The sequence below is a fragment of the Paraburkholderia sp. BCC1876 genome (assembly GCF_902833695.1).
Lineage (GTDB): Bacteria > Pseudomonadota > Gammaproteobacteria > Burkholderiales > Burkholderiaceae > Paraburkholderia.
Genome location: NZ_CADFGI010000001.1, coordinates 136,918 through 155,931, shown reverse-complemented (window position 1 = coordinate 155,931; position 19,014 = coordinate 136,918). Strand labels below are relative to the sequence as shown.

Sequence of the window (19,014 nt, the reverse complement as noted above, 5' to 3'; positions counted from 1 at the left end):
ATAAAGATGCGTTGAACGCAACTTATACCTGTAAAACATGCGCTGTACGCACACCAGCCTCGAATCTACCATTTAGGCAATCTAACGGGAGGTGTGTATGAATACGATGCCGATGAACGACGAATTGCTTCGTCAAGCCTTGAAGCAGGACTGGCAGGACCATACGAAGAAGCCTGAGGGTGTTGCTGAGAGGCTCTGGACAAGGCTATCGTCCCCGATGGGCGAGTCAGATCTCGTTGAATTGGCGGCGCTCGCTTCCCATGTATTCGGCGAGCACCTGGGTGACTGGCAGAACGGAATACGTTATCTGGAACAGCTGGGACATGAACATCCGCACGCGTCTCTTGCCTGCTGTTCGCGTGTGAAACGTCAACAAGCCGTACTCGTGAAAGCTCAGGATTCGACTGTACGACTCGACAGCTTCGATGAGCAGGACCAGTTTTATATCACTGCGCTTGCTCTGCCTGCGATCACGTTGCAGCGGTCAGCGCAGGAGGGCGAGGAAATATTCACAGAGGCGATACAACTCATGGTTGCGCTCGACTCTCGTGCACAGCGCCGCCTGTTTGGCGTGGTGACTGCAAATCTCGTGTGCGATCTGCTGGAGCGCTCAACGCTCTCGGGAGGGGAGAGGAACTTTCTCGTCACTCTCGCAGAGAAAAGTTACGGTATCTGGTCTCAGGAAGGCGATGAGTCAGATCGTGAGAAGGCCGGTTTCCGGTTGGTACAGTGCTACCAGAAATGTCGAATGCCCGAGAATTACGGAAGCGGAAGATATGCAAGGTTTCTGTTTATCGAGCCGTAATGTTTCCTACGCTCCCGGCGAATGGCCGCTTTCCGGCGATGCGATTGTGCCGGGGCAAGTCGGCTATTGGCCGATTTTTGCCTTTAGCGAGATCGTGACCGGTGTGGATGCCTGACCTCGCACCCGGTTGATAAATCCCATAACCGGATGACGAGGTTCTGAGTACGGAGTCCTGGAGGCTGGCCGCTGTTTTGCCAATCGCGGTGTTCAGATCCTCAACCGTGATTTCGCGCTGCTTTTTTGTGCCGGTCCTGCGCTCCTTCGACTTCGGCGCCTGCCCCTGACTGGTTCGTGACGGCGAACCCGACGCGCGACGGTTGTCGCACCGTTTTCTTGGACGCCATCAGCCCGTGACATTTGCGCAGTTTCTCGCGCGCCAGCGTCGGCCCGAAATCGGCATAGCGTTCACGGATGATCGCCAGCGCACGCGCCGCCAGTCCTTCGTCCAGCTTCCGGTTGCCTCGACGGCTGCGCCGCCCTGAGCACAGACCGGCGGCGCCCGAGGCCCGGTAGCGGATCACCAGCCGCTCGACCTGACGCACGCTCAGTCCCAGGCGCTCAGCCCCACGGCCGGGCTTCAGTCCCATCTCGACAATCGCCTGGATTACCTTCAACCGGTCGAGTTCGCGCATGTTCAGTGTCACCAGTTCGGCTGCACGCATGACGGGCTCCCGCAATCAGACCGGAAACGCCGAGCATGGCACCAGCCGCAAAACACGACATCTGTATCTTGCTGAAACACGACATTCTCATATTGCTGCTACAGACAGATTGTTGATAATTTATATTATGTCAACCCACATGTAGGAGTACGCCAGCCACGAACTCGCCCGGCGCGACATCACGGGCTACATCGCTGACTTTCACAGCAGGCGCATACATTCGGCGGCAAATCGGTCGCCGCCAGTGCGATACGAAACTTCTATTTATTGAAAAGCCCCATCGTGGGTATCCAAAGAAGCTTGACCACTACAAAGTGACCGGCTGTTGGAACGAGTAGACTTGCCAGCTTCTATTCCCCGCTCGAGATACCCCTTATGTTGATGAAAGCCCTGCGTGTCGGTCTCGGCCAGCTAATCGTGCTCGGCGACGCCCTTAGCCGCCCGCGGCCGCAACGCCGTTCGGTACAAGGTCAGGCCGCAGTGAAAAAGGAAGCGGCGCGACTGTCGCTGTATCAGTTTCATGCGTGCCCTTTCTGCGTCAAGACGCGACGTGCCCTGCATCGTCTGAACGTACCGATGACTCTGCACGACGTGAAAAACGATTCCGCGCAACGGGAGAATTTGCTGGCAGGCGGCGGCAAGATCAAGGTGCCGTGCCTGCATATTCAGGAAGAAGACCAGTCGCGCTGGCTTTACGATTCCAAGGCGATCATCGCGTACCTGGAGCAACGCTTCGCCGGGATCGTCTGACGCGGGTGCGTAGTGCTTTGCCGTGGGTCCCTGTCGGCTGACTCCGGCCAGTCGCCGGCGCAGTCTCGCGGTCATTTGAACGTCGCCTCAGCACCGGCAAGCCGCTACAGGGTCAGTGATGCGTGTGCTCCTCGCACGCCACTTCGGTGAGCGCTGACCTACAATAAAAGCATGCTTGCGACCTTGTAAGGAGACTGCCATGACCCAGTCCATGACCTACTTCGTTGTTGGCTTGGCGGTCTTGCCGGTTCAATCGGAGATTCGTCTGATATGTCGGCCGGCGGCGAGGCAGGTTCCATGAACGCAAAACTTAAACGCATCAGCTTGAGCACCTTTCTGGCTGGCTCATTCTGTACGTTCGCTGCATCAATTCAAGCAGCAGACATTAAGGTCATGAGCGACAGCCCCCTCGAACCCGCCTTGACCAAGGTCGTCGATCTTTATCGCCAGCAGACACATAACCAGGTCAGGCTGGTGTTCGATCCATCGCCGGTTGTGAAGAAAAGGATTGAAGACGGCGAAGCGGCCGACGTTGTTATCGTTCAGCCGGACTTCGCTGACAATCTTACGAAATCGGGCAAGGTGAGTGCCGGGGACAGACCGATAATCGCGCATGTTGGCGTCGGCCTCGGTAACCGCAAGGATAGTCCAGCGTACGACATTTCAACTGTTGAGAAACTCAGGAACACGTTGCTCGGTGCGGACCTCCTCGTCTTTAACAGTGTTAAATCAGGACAAGCCTTTGCGAACACCCTTGAGCAGCTGGGAATTGCAGAAACACTCAAGCCGAAAATTGTGCGCACGACTCCCAATGGGATTTTTGAACCCGTGTTAAAGGGCAATGGCAACGACATGGTCGCAGGTACGATACCGCTCATCGCGACTACACCCGGCATAAAGCTCCTCGGCCCGCTCCCGGGTGATCTCCAGAGCACGCTCGCGTACACCGCCGTTCTTATGACGAACACCTCACAACGTGATGCAGCCGAAGGCTTCATCGCGTTCCTGGCTTCACCCGAGGCGAAGGAGATGTTCGCCGCGAACGGTGCAAAGTGACTTGACAGACCACCGAAGAAATCAGCAATTATCGAGTAAAAAAATCCCAGTTTCGGGCTGAACGTTGATTCGCTCCGCTGTTGGCTGTACCCTCAAATGGATGATGGTCGTCGAATGCTAGTCAACCCGGAGACAACCGTTTCGTGATGCGAGCGTGGGCTTTCTCCTACATCCTCGCCTTGAGCGCGATCCTCGGCGGATGCGGCAAGGACGGATCGCGAAACGCTACTCCGGATGCGGGTGCATCCGCGAGTCAGGCGCCGGTTCAGCCTGGGCAATCCGCGAGCGACACAGCCGCCGCGTCGGGCGCCCAGGCGCGGAGCACGCCAGTCACGGTCACCAAGGCGCAATTGCCGGGGGAAGCCGCCGAAACATTGCGTTTGATCAAAGCGGGCGGTCCCTACCCTTTTGGCGAGGATGGGGTCCTGTTTCGTAACAGCGCGGTATTACTGCCGCTGCATCCGCGCGGCTATTACCACGCATACACAGTTCGCACGCCTGGCTCGGCGGACCGCGGGCAGCGACGCATCGTGTGCGGTGGATCGCGCAGGCAGATCGGCGACTGCTATTACACCGACGATTACTACGCCAGTTTCAAACGCATTGCAGAATGACTTGAGCCAGGCGAGCCGAATGGCTGCCGTAATAAAACAGAATTTCGACGCCGAGGCGACCCTTGCCGCGTCGCACGTTAGGGGCCGGCCGACCGTTAACCCGACTATCCCGATGCCCGCAGCCCCCCTACATTCTCGAAGTCACATCGTCAGCCGACCCGACTGGAATGGTCTGGCCTCCCCTTAGCTCACCTGGAGTTCGTATGCGCCGTCTCGCAACAATCGCGGTTGCTGCCGTGGCCGCTGGATTTACGCTGTCCGCCAACGCGCAGGTCGTCGTCACCATCGGTCACTCGGCTCCGCTTACCGGACCGCAGTCACCGAACGGCAAGGACAACGAGAACGGCGCACGTCTCGCGATCGAAGAGCTGAACAAAACGGGCGTCACGGTTGCCGGTCAGAAAGTCACGTTCAAACTCGATTCGGAAGACGACCAGGCTGATCCAAAAATCGGCGTGCAGGTCGCCCAGAAACTGGTCGACAGCGGAGTCGTCGCGGTTGTCGGGCCGTACAACTCGGGCGTCGCTATTCCTGCGTCACGCGTCTTCAATGCCGGTGGTGTGCCGATGCTGCCGGTCGCGTCCAACCCTGCCCTGACGAAACAAGGCTTCAAGAACATTTTCCGTATCGGTGCTAGCGATGAACAACTCGGCGGAACAATGGGGCAGTTCGCGGCGAAGACGCTGAAAGCCAAAACTGCGGCGGTAATCGATGACCGCACGGCGTATGGTCAGGGCGTCGCCGAACAGTTCATCAAGGTGGCCAAGGCAAACGGCATCCAGATTGTCGATCAGGAGTTCACCAACTCCGCGGCGACCGATTTTCTCGGCATTCTCACCACCATCAAGGCCAGGAATCCCGACGTGATTTTCTTCGGCGGTTACGCGGCACAGGGCGCGCCGATGGCGAAGCAGATGCGCCAGCGCGGCCTCCGGGCGAAGCTGCTTGGCGGCGACGGTATCTGCTCGGCGGACATGGGCAAGGTGGCGGGCGATGCAGCTTCAATCGTGTATTGCGCGCAGGGCGGCATTGCGCTCGACAAGACGGCGGCCGGCCGCGAGTTCCTGCAGAAATACAAGGCCGCCTACAACACCGATACGCAGGTCTACGCCGTCAGTTACTACGACGGCGTGAAGTTGCTGGCTGATGCCATGGTGAAGGCGGGCACGACGACCGACAAGGCGAAACTCATCGCTCAACTGGCCAGGGAAAACTACAAGGGCGTTGCCGGCACCTACTCGTTCGACGAATACGGCGACCTCAAGGGCGCACCGACCACCGTGTATGTGATCAAGAACGGTCTGCCGGTTCCGTACGGCCAGTAAGCGCAATCGCCCCACTGACCTCACGAAGCACACATGAAAATTTCCCGCACCCTCTCGACTGTCGAAGTCCACACCGGCGGCGAAGCCTTTCGCATCGTCACCAGCGGTCTGCCGCGGCTGCCTGGCGACACGATCGTCAAGCGGCGCGCATGGTTGAAAGAGAACGCCGACGACATTCGCCGCGCGCTGATGTTCGAACCGCGCGGCCATGCCGACATGTACGGCGGGTATCTGACGGAACCGGTTAGCCCGAATGCCGACTTCGGGATCATCTTCCTTCACAACGAAGGCTACAGCGACCACTGCGGCCACGGTGTCATTGCGCTTTCAACCGCGGCGGTCGAGTTGGGCTGGGTACAGCGTCAGATACCCGAAACGCGCGTGGGAATCGACGCGCCGTGCGGGTTCATCGAAGCGTTCGTGCAGTGGGACGGCGAGCATGCGGGCAACGTACGCTTCGTCAACGTGCCGTCGTTCATCTGGAAAAAAGACGTCACGGTTGACACGCCGTCGTTTGGGAAGGTGACGGGCGATATTGCGTTCGGTGGCGCGTTCTACTTCTACACCGATGGCCAACCGCACGGACTCGAAGTTCGCGAGTCGTCGGTGGAAGAACTGATCCGCTTCGGTGCCGAGGTGAAGGCGGCCGCCAACGCCGCGTTCCCTGTCGAGCATCCACATATCCCGGAGATCAATCATATCTACGGGACCATCATCGCCAACGCACCCCGACATGCCGGTTCGACCCAGGCGAATTGCTGCGTTTTCGCGGACCGTGAAGTGGACCGCTCGCCCACCGGTTCCGGTACGGGTGGCCGTGTTGCCCAGCTCTATCTGCGTGGCCGGTTGGGAAAGGATGAGACGCTTGTCAATGAATCCATCATCGGTACTGTGTTCAAAGGCCGCGTGCTGAGCGAGACGACTGTTGGCGATTTCAAGGCTGTCATTCCCGAAGTCGAAGGCAACGCTTTCGTGTGCGGCTTCGCGAACTGGATTGTGGATGAGCGAGACCCGCTCACATACGGGTTCCTTGTTCGGTAGATCGATTGCAGCAGAGGTATCAGTTAGACCATCGAGTCCGTCGGTAGACGCGTAAGCAGTGCCACCAAGGGCGCGATCTCCTCGCGCATCTTGCGACGGTCCACGATCATATCGATCGCCCCCCGCTCCACCAGAAATTCAGATCGCTGATAGCCGTCGGGCAAGGTCTCGCCAACGGTCTGCTTGATGACTCGCGGACCCGCAAATGCGATCTGCGCTTTCGGTTCGGCGATTACCACGTCACCGAGAAAGGCAAAGCTTGCCGATACACCGCCGGTCGTCGGATTGGTGAGCACGGAGATGAAAGGAAGTCCCGCCTCCCCAGTTCATACACGCTCCTGTGATCTATCGATCGTCATCCAGGCAGGTGAAGAAAATGGGTGACGCAATATCACCCTGCTGAAACACAGACTCAATCTATCACGCTAGCGCGCTGAAGCGCCCCGAGTGCGCCCCGAGCCGACCTCAAAGTCCTACCGCGCAGTCCATCCCCCATCGACCACCAGATCGCTGCCCGCCATAAAAGCGGCGTCGTCGGAAGCGAGAAACGCGGCGGCGGCCGCGATGTCTTCCGGTCGCCCAAGGCGCTTCAGTACCGTCTGATTTTCGAAGGTTCGACGCATACCGTCGGGATCGTCGCTGCTGGCAAAAACGTCTTCGAGCAATTGCGTCGTGACCGGCCCCGGGCACAGGCAATTTACCCGGATACCCTGCGGCCCATGGTCGATAGCCATCGCCTTGCTTAGCATGACGACTCCGCCCTTCGACGCACAGTAGGCCGCGACGCCCGCCTCGCCGACGAGCCCCAGTTCGGACGCCACGTTGATGATCACGCCGCTGCCTTGCTGCTGCATGACGGGAATCACAGCGCGCGAGCAGAGAAAGACACCCTTGAGATTGACCGCCATCAGTTGGTCCCACTCGTCTTCCGTTGTCGTCACAACGGTCTTGGCAAATTCGATGCCCGCGTTATTCACGAGGATATCGACACGGCCATGCAACTCGAGCGTCTTGCTGACCAGCGCACGGACCTGCGCATCGATGCTCACGTCCGTCTTCACAAAGCTGGCAGTGCCTTGCGCGCCGTTCAAACCCGGCAACTGGTCACGAGCATCGTTCACATCCGCGAGCACGACGTGTGCGCCTTCGTCGAGGTAACGTCTCGCGATCGCATAGCCGATGCCGCGTTGCGCGCCGGTGATGATGGCGACTCTGTTTTTCAGTTTCATCGATGAAAACTCACGCTGGTCAAAACGCAAGCGTACCCCATCAATCGAATCGCTCAAGACACCGCAGATTTTTTCAAAGAATCGCGCCCTAGCCCCGCTGTGCCTCCCACCCAATCCCAAGACTCTTCTGCAGCGAAACAAAGTCCTTCAGCAACTCCGCCTGCCCCGCCACCACATTCTGCTGCGCGGTAAATTCTTCCCGCTGCGTATCCAGCAGATCGATCAACGTCGACACGCCCGCCGAATACCGCTGCCGCATCAACACGGCCGAGTGACTCGCGGACGCCTCCACCTTCTGCAACGTCACAACGTGCTCACGCTGATGCCCATAGCGCGACAGCGATGAATTCGCATCCTGCAACGCGCCGAGCACGGCCTTCGTATAACGCGCCTCGGCTTCGTCGCGCGAGGCTTCGGCCGCATGCACGCTACCCAAGGTACGCCCGAAATCGAGCGCATTCCATTGCAGATACGGCGCACCGATCCAACTGAAATTACTCTTGCGCACGAGGTGCCCAGGATCGCCCGCACTGAAACCGATATCGCCGAGCAGCGTCACCTTCGGGAAAAAATCCGCGACGTGTTCGCCGATCTGCGCATTGCTCGACGCGAGCCGTCGCTCGGCCGCGCGAATATCGGGCCGCTGCTGCAACATCGTCGATGGATCGCCGATCGCCACCGTAGCGGGCAGCGCCGGCAATGGCCGCACGTCGGCAAGTTGCGCGTCCAGCGCGCCAGGCGCACGGCCGGTCAGCACGGCGAGGCGATCGAGCGAATCGGTCACTTGCGCGTCGAGCGGCGTCAGCGTGCCGCGCGTGTTTTCCACCTGCGTGGTCAGACGCTCGACGTCGACGTCCGCCGCCGTGCCGCGCGCCCTGCGCTGCTGCGTCAACGTCAAACTTTTCTGCTCGGTTTCCGCCTGGCGCTGCGCCAGTGCGAGCCGCGCCTGCTGGTCACGCAGATCGATGTACGCCTGCGCCACTTCAGCCGCGAGCGACACGCGCGTGTCCGCGAGATCGGCGTCGACCGCTTCGGCATCCGCGGAGGCCGCTTCGATCGCCCGCCGCGTGCCGCCGAACAGATCGATTTCCCACGTGGCGTCGAAGCCGGCCGTATAAAGCTGCAACGGCCCTCTTCCCGACGAACCCGAACTGCCTCCGCTCGACGAGCTCAGCGCGCTCACGTCGGGCTCACGCATGCGCAGCGCCGCGGCATCGCCGGAGAGTTTCGGCAATTCGTTGGCCCGTTGCTGCTGCAATTGCGCGCGCGATTCCCGCAGCCGCGCTTTTGCGGCATCGACGTCGGGATTGTGCGCGAACGCGGCGGCGATCAGGTCGTTCAGTTGCGGGTCGTTGAAGGCGAGCCACCACTGGTTCGACGCGGGCGCCGCCGTGGTGCCGGCAGCCGGCGTACGCACGAAAGTAGCGCTGCTACGGGCGTCCTGCGCGACCGGCGGCGCACCGTGATAATCCGGGCCGACGGTGCAGCCCGGTAAGACGGACAGCAACGTAACGGCGGCGAGTGCGAAACACGTCAGACGGTTGGACATCATGGGGCGATTGAAGAGCATTAGTGTCCAGCGGACGAAGGCAGCGGCGCATTCCTGCGCGGCGTTTTCAACAGCAGCGCGAGCGGAATGCAGGCAAGCAACGCGATACCGAGCAGATAGAAGGTTTCCGAGTAAGTCATCACGGTGGCCTGGACCTGGATCTGCGCACCGAGCTGGCCGAGCGCACGCATCTGCGAGTACGCCATATCCCCCGTATGGGTGAACCAGTTCGCCGCGTTGGCCGCCAGCGTCTCCTGACCGATCAGCGAATTGGCGCTGACCGACTCGCGGATCGTGGCGGCATGAAATGTCGTGCGCCGGTCGATCACGGTGCCGATAATCGCCAGGCCAATCGACCCGCCGAGATTGCGCGCCATGTTGTAGAGCCCGGCGGCGTCGCCCGAATCTTCACGCGACACGGCCGCCATCGACGCCTGATTGAGCGGCATCATCGCGAGCATCTGGGCCGTGCCGCGAATCAGTTGCGACCACACGAAATCGTGGCCGACGCTCTGCGCGGTCAGGTCGATGTCGATCATGCAACTGATCGCGTATAACGTCAGCCCCGTGATCACCAGCACCCGAAAATCGAATTTGCTCAATAGTTTCGGTAGCACCGGCATGATCAGGAAGGCGGGCAATCCGGACAGCAACATGATCGCGCCGGCCTGCTCGGCGTTGTAACCCGCCACCACGCCGAGAAACTGCGGCAGCAGATACGACACGCCGTACAGCGCCGCGCCGACCGCGGAGACGATCACGATCACGCTGGCGTAGTTCGGGTTGAGCATCAAGCTCAGACGCACGATCGGTTTTTTCGCGGTCATTTGCGAGGCGGCGATCAGGAGCATGCCGAACAGCGACACGCAGGTGAGCGTCACGATCATCGACGATTCGAACCAGCGCTCGCGTTGACCGTTTTCCAGCACCACGGTAAGCGAACTGAGGCCGATCGCCAATCCGACGATACCGATCCAGTCCGCCTTCATAAACGCTTCCCAATGCGGCCGGTCCGACGGCAGGCCGACGATCAGCAAGGTCATTAGCGCAATACAGACCGGCAGATTGATAAAGAAGCACCAGCTCCAGCTAATGTTCTCAGCGAGCCAGCCGCCAACCACCGGGCCAAACAGCGGCCCGAGCAACACGGTCAGGCCGAACACGGTCATGCCCACCGGCATCTGCGAAAGCGGCAGCCGCGTGCGGATGATGGTCTGCGCCGTCGGGATCATCGCCCCACCGGCGAAGCCCTGCCCGATGCGGCCAACGATCATCATCGGCAACGTGTGCGACCAGCCGCACATCATCGAAAAGCCGATGAACAGCACCGAGTTGGTCAGCAGAAAATTGCGTAAGCCGAACACGCGCGTGAGCCACGCGGCGAGCGGAATCATCACGATTTCCGACATCAGATAGCCGGTCGAAATCCACGTACCTTCAGTGCCGGTGGCGCCGATTTCACCCTGGATCTGCGGCAGCGCGGAGTTCGTGATCGAAATGTCGAGCGTGGCCATCAACGCGCCGAGCGCGCCGGCGGCAACCGCGATCCAGTCGCTGACGCTGGCGCGTTCCTCGGCATGCGGCGCGGTGGCTGCAGGGGCTGCGGAGGGCGTGGCGGGCACTGCGGCGCCCGGCTCAGCCATGATGGTTCTCAGCATCGATCCGTTCGTCGCGGTCGCGCGCCGAGCGCGTATCGACGTCCACGTTGACCGACAGGCCCGGCAACAGCACGCTACGCGTTTCCGCGCCGGTGTCGATGCGAATCCGCACCGGCACCCGCTGCACGATCTTCGTGAAGTTGCCGGTGGCGTTTTCCGGCGGCAACAGCGCGAATTGCGAGCCGGTGCCCGGCGAGAAACTGTCGACCACGCCGTGCAGCGTATGACCCGGCAACGCGTCGACGTGCATTTCCACCGGCTGACCAACCCGCATCTGGCCGACCTGCGTTTCCTTGAAATTGGCCAGCAGATACGTGCTTTGCACCGGCACGACCGTCAGCATCCGCGTGCCGGGTTGCACGTACTGCCCAACACGTACCGTGCGATCGCCGACCTTGCCGCCGAGTACGCTGCGCACCACGGTGTTGTCCAGGTCGAGTTGCGATTGCTGCGCGCTGGCCTGGGCCGCTTCGAGTTGCGCGCGGGCCTGCGCGAGTTGCGCGGTGGCCGAGCCGATCTGCGAGCGGGCCGCCTCGACCGCCGCGGAATTCGCCGCCAGCGTGGCGTTGGCCTGATCGCGGCTGCTGGTCAATTCCGCCAGCCGTTCACTGGTTTCGGCACCGGTCGCGACGAGCGGCGCGTAACGCCGTACTTCGTCGCCGGCATGCTGGGCGCTCACCCGCGCCACCTGCTGCTGTGCCTGGGCCTGCGCGATATTCGACTGCTGCTGTTTGATATCCGCCTGGGCTCGCTCGATGTCGGCCTTGCGCGCGTCGATCGTGGCCTGCGCCTGGTCCAGCGCCACCCGATACTGGCGCGCGTCGAGATGCACGAGCGGATCGCCGGGCTTCACCACCTGATTGTCCGCGACATAAACTTCAGTGACGTAGCCGGCGATTTTCGGCGCGACCGTGACGCTGTCGGCTTGCAGATAGGCGTCGTCGGTGCTTTCGATAAAGCGCCCCACGGTCCACCAGCGTGCTAGCCAGACCGCGCCGACAATCAGCGCGACGACGCCGAGCGCCATTAACACGGTTCGCCGGGAAGGACGTCGAGCGCCTGCCGTAAGCTGATCGTCAGCGGGAGTCGGGCGGGAGGGAGAGCCTGCGGTGGTTGACATCTAGGTGGTCCAATTGTTTCCAGTTGGCACAATTATTCCAGCCGGTAAAATTGTGTCAAGTGATATATTTCTGCGGAACCTCGTAGGGGTGTCCTGCAGCTGTCATGAAGAGAAACGGAAAAGGCGGAGAACACAACGCATGAACACCGCAAAGAGACTGCGGCGCTCGCCGGAAGGCGGCTATGCGCGCGGCGAAGAAACACGTCATCGGATCATCGAGGCGGCGGTCGAGCTGTTTGGCGAACACGGTTTCGAAGGCGCGTCGACGCGCGATATCGCGGCGCGCGCCGGCGTCAACGCGCCCGCGCTGCAGTACTACTTCGAGAATAAGGAAGGGGTGTATCGCGCCTGCGTCGAAGCGCTCGCGGACGACGCATGGGAGAGCTTCGGGCCGGCCGTCGAACACGCGCAACAGATGCTGCGCGACAACGCCGACATCGCGGTCCTGATCGACGCCTTTCTCGGCATTCAGGACGTGATGGCCGACCGCACTTTCGAGAAGGCGAACAAACCTGGCCGGCGAATGTTTTTTGCGCGCGAGCAGGCCGGCTACGAACCCGAAAGCGCGACGCATATCCTGGCGTGCAAGATCCGCGAGCCGCTAAACGATGCGAGCGCGGCGCTCCTCTCGCGCATTACCGGGCGTGCCGCCAACGACCCGACGACGCTGATCCGCAGCTTCAGCCTGCATGGGCAACTGGTGATTTTTCACGTCGCGCATCGCTCGACGTTGGCCATGCTCGGCTGGACGAGCATCGATGCCGAGAAGGCTGAACAGCTCAAGTCGACCATCCGCGAGCAGACACGCACGCTGCTTGAGCACTGGAGTCGGGAACGCGAAGAAGCGGCTTTGGCGAGTGCCAAGGCCGCTAAGGCCACTAAGGCCACTAAGACGGCCAGGCCCACCAAAGCCATCACGCCCGCCGCGAGCAAAGCAAAGTCACGCAAACCGGCTTGAATCGCCCTGCTTCGTGAAGCGCGCGCCGAGCTTCACGAGCATCGGGTTCCATCGCATCGCGAGGTGCTTGCCGCAAGGTATCGCGGCAAGCAACCTTCGCATCAGAACGAATGCTTCATCCCGATCCGCACGTCCGACTGCGTGTTCGACGTCGACGGCGTGAAACTATAGCCGATCACCGCATTCACGCCATCCGACGCGCGCAGATAATCGCCGGAGATATACACATCCGTGCGCTTGGACAGCAGGTAGTGCAGACCCAGCGAACCCTGATTCCAGTGGTTGCCTTCAAAGCTCGTGTGCTGATAGCCGCCGTACAGCATCAACGCGGGCGTGATCGTGTATGACGCGCCACCTTCATAAACCTGCATATGCGAGGTTTGCCCCAGACCCTTGATCGTCGTGTAGGTAAAGTCGCCGGTCAGCATCACGTTGCCGATCGTGTAAGCCGCGCCGATCGCGAACGCGCCCTGCTTGTCGACCGGAAACGACGATGCGCTATACAGATCAGTCACCGCTCCGGTTGCCGGATCGACGGACACCGTCGGCTGGCCGAGGAAGGTTTTGGTGCCGATCATCGCGTACGGGTCGAACGCGTAGATACCGAACGGATTGTTCAACTGCGTATAAGCCGCGCCGATATTGAACGCGGCGTGCTCATAACGCGCGCCCACGCTCCACGCACTCTTCTGATGGAAATCGCCCGCGGTATTGCCGAACGAATACATGCCGCCGAACGAGAAGCCCGCATAGTCGTTCGACATGTACTTGATCGAATTCGGCAACCGGTCGCCGTTCATCCGGTCGAAGTCGCCCTGGTGAATCGCGTAGCCGCTCGCCCACGCTGAGATGTTGTACAGAAAGACGAACTCCTCGGTCATATCGAGTTGATTGCCGAGCGTGACCGTCCCCCAGGTATTACTCTTCAGGCCGACATAAGCCTGACGGCCGAATTCCGCACCGCCGAATCCGTATTGCCCATTACCCAGGTGAAAACCCGACTCGAGCACGAATACCGTCTGCAACCCGCCGCCGAGATCTTCAACACCTTTGAAGCCGATCCGGTTGCCGTACGAGACGCCGTCGTCGAATTTGAATTGATGCGCACCGCCGGCATTGTTCACATACGTAATACCCGCATCCAGAATGCCGTACAGCGTAACGCTGCTTTGTGCATGGACCGCTGGAGAAGCGCATACGGCGCTGGCCGCGATCGCGAGTCCGGATAGGCTGACGGCACTGTTCTTCTTCATCTGATTCTCCCCTGCTCTTTGCCTGCTTATTTCGTTGGATAAAGCGATCCCTGCCGCGCGCTGTCACCCAGCGCGCCGCGCTTCTCGCATGACGGGCAGTTCGAAACCGGTTGAGACTGACTGAAACGGCTGAGGCCGGCGTCGATGACTTCGTTGACCAGACGAAGCGGTATCGACGGGACAAGAATACGGGTCCAGATTTAGTTTGATTCGACCGGAAGCGACATGAATCTGTCGCTCAGCGACCTTAAAGCGACAACTTCATCATTACTTCACGCCGAGTGCGGTCTGCACGGCTTGTAGCCCATTAGCGCCACTCGCGGTATTCACGCCATCCAGCCAGGTCTTTAACAATTCCGGATGACGTTTGAGTGCTTCGGTCGCTGCGACATCCACACCGGTTTTCTTCTCCAGTACTTCGGTAATCACGCCGTTTTCCAGATCGACATTGAACGTGAGTTGTTTAAAAAGACGCCCCACATTCGGACACTGTTCCGCATAGCCGCTGCGCGCGACGGTATTGACGGTCGCACCGCCGTAATGTGGACCGAAGTACTTATCGCCACCGTCCAGATAGGTCAGCTTGAACTTCGTGTTCATCAGATGCGGCTCCCACGCGAGAAACACGATCCACTTCTTATCGCGCACGGCTCGCTCTACTTGCGTGAGCATGCCGGTTTCGCTCGATTCAACCAGCTTCCAGCTACCGAGTCCAAAGGCCTTGTCGTCGACCATCTTCTTGATGTTCTGATTAGCCGGCGAGCCCGGCTCGATGCCGTAGATCTTGCTGTCGAACTTGTCGGCATTCTTCGCGAGGTCCGCGAATGAGTGAATACCCGCAGCCGCGACGTAATCCGGCACCGCAAGCGTGAACTTCGCGTCGCTCAGATTCGGATGCACGACCTCGATCGACTTCTCTTCCTCGAACGGCTTGACGACCGGCGCCTGCGCCGGCATCCAGTTACCGAGGAACACGTCGATCTGGCCTTTCTTCAAGCCCTGGTAAGTGATCGGCACCGAGAGATTGGCCACGTTCTGCTTGTAACCGAGCGCCTTCAGCAGCACGCCGGTCATTGCATTGGTCGCGTCGATATCGGTCCAGCCGGGCCCCGCCATATTGACCTGCGTGCACGATTGCGGCTCCGCAGCCGCCGTGAAGGCCGTCGCCGCGCAAAGCAGCGCCACGCCGGATACCGCCTGTTTGAAGAGCTTTTTCATCATGTCGGCTTCCTGTAGGTGAGATCGATAAGGCGTTCGGGTATCAACGGACAACAGCGGGAAACCGCGCCATCGCTTCGAGCGTGTCGAGGTCGATGTGATTGCGCATATACCGCTGGCTTGCATCCACATGCGGCTGCCAGTCCCACGACGCCACGGTGCCTTGCGTCGTGGCGTCGAAATGAAAGCGGCGGCGCCGCTGGCTTTGCAGCACCTCGTTGTGCAGCGCATCGAGATGCCAGCGCTGCGCGATCTCTTCGCGCAACGCGGCGACCTGTGACGCGTATTCCGCACGAGCCGCGAGGTTCTCGCGCTCCAGCGGATCGGCATCGACGTCGTAGAGTTGATCGGGATCGACCGGCGTATGAATGAATTTGAAACGCCCGCGTCGCAGCATCACGATTGGCGCAATCGCGCCCTCGGCAAGGTACTCGCCGATGGCTTCGTCGTGGCCGCCCTGCGTACCGAGAAGATGCGGCACGAGACTCTGGCCATCGAGCGAATCGGGCCACTCGGTCGGTGCCTCGCCGCGCGCCAGTTCTACCAGCGTCGGCAACAGATCGAGATGCGATACCGAGCTCCGCACGCGGTGCGCGTCGAATTGCTGCGGTGCATGCACGATCAGCGGCACGCGGCAGCCGCCCTCGAAAAACGTCATCTTGTACCAGAGCCCGCGTTCGCCCAGCATTTCACCATGGTCCGACGTGACGACGATCACCGTGTCTTCCGCGAGTCCGGACTGGTCGAGCGCGTCGAGGATCGCGCCGAACTGGTCGTCGACATAGGAGATCGCGCCGTAGTACGCGCGGCGCGCGTTGCGGATCTGCTGATCGGTGGGCGGCGTGCGGTCGGTTTCGCATACGTGGCGCAGACGCCTGGAATGCGCGTCCGCTTCATCGAACGAATCGCGATGCGTGGGCAACGCGATATCTTCGTCGCGATACATGTCCCAGTACTTTTGCGGAATGGCGTACGGGTCGTGCGGATGCGTTAACGAGGCCACCATGCAGAACGGTCGTGCATCTTTGCCGGCATGACGTTCGCGTGCGATATCGAAGAGCTTTTGACGCGTGGTGAAGGTGACTTCGTCGTCAAAGTCGAGTTGATTGGTGCGCACGCATGGCCCGGCGTCGAGCACCGAACTCATGTTGTGATACCAGCTCGGGCGCGTATCGAAGTCGTCCCAATTCGGCGTCCAGCCGAAATCGGCCGGATAGATGTCGGTGGTCAGCCGCTCTTCGAAGCCGTGCAGTTGATCGGCGCCGCAGAAATGCATCTTGCCGGACAGGATCGTGCGATACCCTTCGGCGCGCAGATAATGCGCGAACGTCAGCGTTTGCGACGGAAATTCTGCTGCATTGTCGTAAGCGCCAATCGCGGAAGGCAGCTTGCCCGACAGAAATGAAAACCGCGACGGCGCGCACAGCGGACTCGCGCAATAGGCCGAGTCGAATACCACGCCCTGTTTGGCAAGGCGATCGAGATGGGGGGTTTTCGTCAGCGTATTTCCGTAGGCGGCGAGCGCAAACGGTGTCATCTGATCCGCCATAAGAATGAGAATATTCTTTTTGCTGTCAAGCATGAGAGTGCGCCTCGAATAGAATCGCAAGTGTCGGTGCCAGGAATAGTGCAAGAAGCGGTGCAAGAAGCGGGAGGCGTCGCGCGCAATGTGTGATGCGCTATTCTGGCCGCCGCGATGAGCACCACTATTGCCGTCCAATTCGCGGCTGTGAAGACGGCAATTCGTTATGTGTCTATAAGGGGGCGTTATGTCGAGGCAGGATCGCTTGCCGCCTATGCAGGCGTTGACGATGTTCGAGTCTGCCGCGCGTCTCGCCAGCTTCACGGCCGCCGCGCGAGAACTCGGTTCGACGCAACCGGCGGTCAGTCAGCGCGTCGTACAACTGGAAGAAGCGCTCGGCGCGCCGCTCTTCGAACGCGGCCATCGCGGCGTCACGCTGACGGAAGACGGCGAGCGGCTGTTCGAAGCGGTGCGCCATGCACTCGACACGATCCGCGCGGCGACTACCGAAATCCGCGCGCGGCGCACGCCGCAAACGCTCACGCTCTCTACCGACTTCGGCTTTGCCACGTATTGGCTGATGCCGCGTCTGTCGCAATTCAAGGCGCTGATGCCGGACGTCGACGTGAAAATCATCACGTCGCAGAGCGTGTTCGATCCGTCGCACGATCAGGCGGACATTGCGATTGCTTTCGGCGACGCCCACGCAGACTGGACCGCGCGCGGCGTGGTGAAACTCTTTCCTGAACACGTCATGCCGGTATGCAGCCCGGCGTTTCTCGCCGCGCATCCGTCGTTGCGCACGCCGTCCGACTTGCCGGGCGTGCCGCTGCTGCATCTGGAGCCCACGCAACCGGCGCGCTGGCTGTCATGGGGCGACTGGTTCGCCGCGCACGGTCTCGACACACCGGCCGCGCATCGCGGCATCACGTTCAACAGCTTCACGCTGGTCGCGCACGCGGCGATCATGGGCCAGGGTGTCGCGCTGGGTTGGGCGCCGCTCGTCGACGAACTGCTCGCGACCGGGCAACTCGTCGAACTGTTCGATGCACCCGTCGTCACGGAGCGCGGCTATCTGCTCGTTACGCAGCGCGCGGCGAACCCGGTCATCAACGCATTCCGCCAATGGCTGCTCGGTGAATGCGGACTCGATACGGAATGAGCGCGTGAATTGAATCAATCATTTCCGTCAGCTCAGTCAGCGAACCCGCGCCTGGCGCACCCGTTCCAGCGCAACGGCGGTTAGCTTCTATCCGCGCAGGCCGTCCATTTGCTCTACTGCGATGATGCATGCCGCGCCCTGCGGCATCGTTCTATCGTTTATGTGGAGAGCGCATGTCCGCCGATTCCCGTCCCGATCAACTGGTTCTCACTGTCGCGTGTCCGAGCGCGGCGGGCCAGGTCGCCGCTGTCGTCGGCTTTCTCGACCGGCATCATTGCTATATCGACGAACTGACCGTGTTCGACGACGACCTCAGCGAGCGCTTCTTCGTGCGCTGCGTGTTCCACGGCGTAGACAGTAACGAAACGCTGCACGCCGCGTCGCTCAAACACGAGTTCGAGCCGATTGCCGAACGCTTCAGGATGACATGGGCCATGCACGACGTCGGCACGCGCCCGAAAGTGCTGATCATGGTCTCGAAGCTGGAGCACTGTCTCGCCGATCTGCTGTTCCGCTGGCGGATGGGCGAGCTGAAAATGGATATTGTCGGCATCGGTTCGAATCATCGCGATCTCGAACCGCTCGCGCAGCAGCACGGCTTACCGTTTCATCATCTGCCGATCACGGCGGACACGAAGCCGCAACAGGAGGCGCGCCTGCTCGATCTGTTCGACACGTCCGGCGCGGAATTGCTGATTCTCGCGCGCTACATGCAAATTCTATCCGGCGAAACGAGCCGTGCGCTGGCGGCACGCGCGATCAATATTCATCACTCGTTTCTGCCTGGTTTCAAGGGTGCGAAGCCGTATCACCAGGCGCATACGCGCGGCGTCAAACTGATCGGCGCCACCGCGCATTTCGTGACCGACGATCTCGACGAAGGTCCGATCATCGAACAGGTCGTGGAACGCGTCGATCACTCGTACAGTCCGGAACGATTGCTGGCCACCGGACGCGACGTCGAGAGCATTACGCTGGCGCGTGCGGTGAAGGCGTTTATCGAGCGTCGGGTGTTTATCAATGGTGATAGAACCGTCGTACTGCAATAGCATCAATAGCCGTCGATAGCTTCGACAAACAAAAACGCCGCTA

General features: G+C 60.6%; 17 protein-coding genes and 2 pseudogenes. 10 read left to right on the top strand and 9 right to left on the bottom strand.

The window, feature by feature from the left end; all coding sequences use genetic code 11:
- Positions 1-97 precede the first annotated feature (97 nt).
- Together HWY05_RS00600 and HWY05_RS00595 are read left to right on the top strand one after the other, a co-directional pair.
- Entirely contained in the window at positions 98-805 is a 708-nt protein-coding gene (locus HWY05_RS00600) for a hypothetical protein (protein ID WP_176057066.1), read from the top strand.
- On the top strand, positions 777-920 hold the full coding sequence (locus HWY05_RS00595) for a hypothetical protein (RefSeq protein ID WP_176057065.1): 144 nt from the start codon (positions 777-779) through the stop codon (positions 918-920). Before HWY05_RS00600 ends, HWY05_RS00595 begins: the two co-directional genes overlap by 29 nt.
- Positions 921-1,122: 202 nt before the next feature.
- Here the strand turns inward: HWY05_RS00595 and HWY05_RS00590 are convergent.
- A pseudogene (locus tag HWY05_RS00590) lies at positions 1,123-1,467 on the bottom strand (helix-turn-helix domain-containing protein); the annotation flags it as partial.
- 375 nt (positions 1,468-1,842) lie between these two features.
- Between HWY05_RS00590 and HWY05_RS00585 the strand changes: the two are divergent.
- From HWY05_RS00585 to lhpH, 5 genes are all read left to right on the top strand, one after another.
- Positions 1,843-2,217: a glutathione S-transferase N-terminal domain-containing protein gene (locus HWY05_RS00585; RefSeq protein WP_176057064.1), complete on the top strand. Its 375-nt coding sequence runs from the start codon at positions 1,843-1,845 to the stop codon at positions 2,215-2,217.
- A 297-nt stretch (positions 2,218-2,514) separates the two neighbouring features.
- Positions 2,515-3,273: a substrate-binding domain-containing protein gene (locus HWY05_RS00580; RefSeq protein ID WP_176057063.1), complete on the top strand. Its 759-nt coding sequence runs from the start codon at positions 2,515-2,517 to the stop codon at positions 3,271-3,273.
- Between the two features lie 143 nt (positions 3,274-3,416).
- Positions 3,417-3,887 carry a ribonuclease gene (locus HWY05_RS00575; RefSeq protein WP_035557043.1) on the top strand — a complete coding sequence of 157 codons (471 nt, stop codon included), beginning with the start codon at positions 3,417-3,419 and terminating at the stop codon, positions 3,885-3,887.
- Between the two features lie 203 nt (positions 3,888-4,090).
- Complete coding sequence (locus HWY05_RS00570; protein ID WP_035557041.1) at positions 4,091-5,212, top strand: branched-chain amino acid ABC transporter substrate-binding protein; 1,122 nt, start codon at positions 4,091-4,093, stop codon at positions 5,210-5,212.
- A 33-nt stretch (positions 5,213-5,245) separates the two neighbouring features.
- Positions 5,246-6,253 carry a trans-3-hydroxy-L-proline dehydratase gene (lhpH, locus tag HWY05_RS00565; RefSeq protein ID WP_035557039.1) on the top strand — a complete coding sequence of 336 codons (1,008 nt, stop codon included), beginning with the start codon at positions 5,246-5,248 and terminating at the stop codon, positions 6,251-6,253.
- Between the two features lie 23 nt (positions 6,254-6,276).
- On the opposite strand, the pseudogene HWY05_RS00560 reads toward lhpH, so the two are convergent.
- From HWY05_RS00560 to HWY05_RS00540, 5 genes and pseudogenes are all read right to left on the bottom strand, one after another.
- A pseudogene (locus tag HWY05_RS00560) lies at positions 6,277-6,573 on the bottom strand (acetyl-CoA carboxylase carboxyl transferase subunit beta); the annotation flags it as partial.
- A gap of 153 nt (positions 6,574-6,726) precedes the next feature.
- Positions 6,727-7,602: a glucose 1-dehydrogenase gene (locus tag HWY05_RS00555; protein WP_176057062.1), complete on the bottom strand. Its 876-nt coding sequence runs from the start codon at positions 7,600-7,602 to the stop codon at positions 6,727-6,729.
- Entirely contained in the window at positions 7,571-9,034 is a 1,464-nt protein-coding gene (locus tag HWY05_RS00550) for an efflux transporter outer membrane subunit (RefSeq protein ID WP_035563151.1), read from the bottom strand. Before HWY05_RS00550 ends, HWY05_RS00555 begins: the two co-directional genes overlap by 32 nt.
- 17 nt (positions 9,035-9,051) lie before the next feature.
- Positions 9,052-10,674, bottom strand: coding sequence for an MDR family MFS transporter (locus HWY05_RS00545; protein WP_244146516.1), 1,623 nt, complete (start codon positions 10,672-10,674; stop codon positions 9,052-9,054).
- Positions 10,667-11,716, bottom strand: a complete 1,050-nt coding sequence (locus HWY05_RS00540; protein ID WP_156126711.1) for an HlyD family secretion protein — start codon at positions 11,714-11,716, stop codon at positions 10,667-10,669. Before HWY05_RS00540 ends, HWY05_RS00545 begins: the two co-directional genes overlap by 8 nt.
- A gap of 232 nt (positions 11,717-11,948) precedes the next feature.
- Between HWY05_RS00540 and HWY05_RS00535 the strand changes: the two genes are divergently transcribed.
- Positions 11,949-12,767 (top strand): CerR family C-terminal domain-containing protein, encoded by an 819-nt coding sequence (locus HWY05_RS00535; protein ID WP_176057745.1) that lies wholly within the window; start codon positions 11,949-11,951, stop codon positions 12,765-12,767.
- 101 nt (positions 12,768-12,868) lie between these two features.
- On the opposite strand, the gene HWY05_RS00530 is transcribed toward HWY05_RS00535, so the two are convergent.
- From HWY05_RS00530 to betC, 3 genes are all read right to left on the bottom strand, one after another.
- A complete protein-coding gene (locus tag HWY05_RS00530; protein ID WP_035557033.1) occupies positions 12,869-14,020 on the bottom strand; it encodes a porin in 1,152 nt (383 codons plus the stop codon).
- A 267-nt stretch (positions 14,021-14,287) separates the two neighbouring features.
- A complete protein-coding gene (locus HWY05_RS00525) occupies positions 14,288-15,241 on the bottom strand; it encodes a choline ABC transporter substrate-binding protein (RefSeq protein ID WP_176057061.1) in 954 nt (317 codons plus the stop codon).
- A gap of 40 nt (positions 15,242-15,281) precedes the next feature.
- Positions 15,282-16,820 (bottom strand): choline-sulfatase, encoded by a 1,539-nt coding sequence (betC, locus tag HWY05_RS00520; protein WP_176057060.1) that lies wholly within the window; start codon positions 16,818-16,820, stop codon positions 15,282-15,284.
- Positions 16,821-17,007: 187 nt separating this feature from the next.
- Here betC and HWY05_RS00515 point away from each other — a divergent pair, with 187 nt between their 5' ends.
- Together HWY05_RS00515 and purU are read left to right on the top strand one after the other, a co-directional pair.
- Complete coding sequence (locus HWY05_RS00515; protein WP_176057059.1) at positions 17,008-17,922, top strand: LysR family transcriptional regulator; 915 nt, start codon at positions 17,008-17,010, stop codon at positions 17,920-17,922.
- A gap of 173 nt (positions 17,923-18,095) precedes the next feature.
- Positions 18,096-18,971: a formyltetrahydrofolate deformylase gene (gene purU, locus HWY05_RS00510; protein ID WP_176057058.1), complete on the top strand. Its 876-nt coding sequence runs from the start codon at positions 18,096-18,098 to the stop codon at positions 18,969-18,971.
- Positions 18,972-19,014: the final 43 nt, after the last annotated feature.

What these genes read in the sequence shown, in the direction of transcription:
- purU (WP_176057058.1), top strand. Translation starts at nt 18,096, where the DNA reads ATGTCCGCCGATTCCCGTCCCGATCAACTGGTTCTCACTGTCGCGTGT.
- HWY05_RS00535 (WP_176057745.1), top strand. Translation starts at nt 11,949, where the DNA reads ATGAACACCGCAAAGAGACTGCGGCGCTCGCCGGAAGGCGGCTATGCG.
- HWY05_RS00540 (WP_156126711.1), bottom strand. Translation starts at nt 11,716, where the DNA reads ATGGCGCTCGGCGTCGTCGCGCTGATTGTCGGCGCGGTCTGGCTAGCA.
- HWY05_RS00580 (WP_176057063.1), top strand. Translation starts at nt 2,515, where the DNA reads ATGAACGCAAAACTTAAACGCATCAGCTTGAGCACCTTTCTGGCTGGC.
- HWY05_RS00595 (WP_176057065.1), top strand. Translation starts at nt 777, where the DNA reads ATGCAAGGTTTCTGTTTATCGAGCCGTAATGTTTCCTACGCTCCCGGC.
- HWY05_RS00550 (WP_035563151.1), bottom strand. Translation starts at nt 9,034, where the DNA reads ATGATGTCCAACCGTCTGACGTGTTTCGCACTCGCCGCCGTTACGTTG.
- HWY05_RS00530 (WP_035557033.1), bottom strand. Translation starts at nt 14,020, where the DNA reads ATGAAGAAGAACAGTGCCGTCAGCCTATCCGGACTCGCGATCGCGGCC.
- HWY05_RS00600 (WP_176057066.1), top strand. Translation starts at nt 98, where the DNA reads ATGAATACGATGCCGATGAACGACGAATTGCTTCGTCAAGCCTTGAAG.
- betC (WP_176057060.1), bottom strand. Translation starts at nt 16,820, where the DNA reads ATGCTTGACAGCAAAAAGAATATTCTCATTCTTATGGCGGATCAGATG.
- HWY05_RS00515 (WP_176057059.1), top strand. Translation starts at nt 17,008, where the DNA reads ATGTCGAGGCAGGATCGCTTGCCGCCTATGCAGGCGTTGACGATGTTC.
- HWY05_RS00525 (WP_176057061.1), bottom strand. Translation starts at nt 15,241, where the DNA reads ATGATGAAAAAGCTCTTCAAACAGGCGGTATCCGGCGTGGCGCTGCTT.
- HWY05_RS00570 (WP_035557041.1), top strand. Translation starts at nt 4,091, where the DNA reads ATGCGCCGTCTCGCAACAATCGCGGTTGCTGCCGTGGCCGCTGGATTT.
- lhpH (WP_035557039.1), top strand. Translation starts at nt 5,246, where the DNA reads ATGAAAATTTCCCGCACCCTCTCGACTGTCGAAGTCCACACCGGCGGC.
- HWY05_RS00545 (WP_244146516.1), bottom strand. Translation starts at nt 10,674, where the DNA reads ATGGCTGAGCCGGGCGCCGCAGTGCCCGCCACGCCCTCCGCAGCCCCT.
- HWY05_RS00585 (WP_176057064.1), top strand. Translation starts at nt 1,843, where the DNA reads ATGTTGATGAAAGCCCTGCGTGTCGGTCTCGGCCAGCTAATCGTGCTC.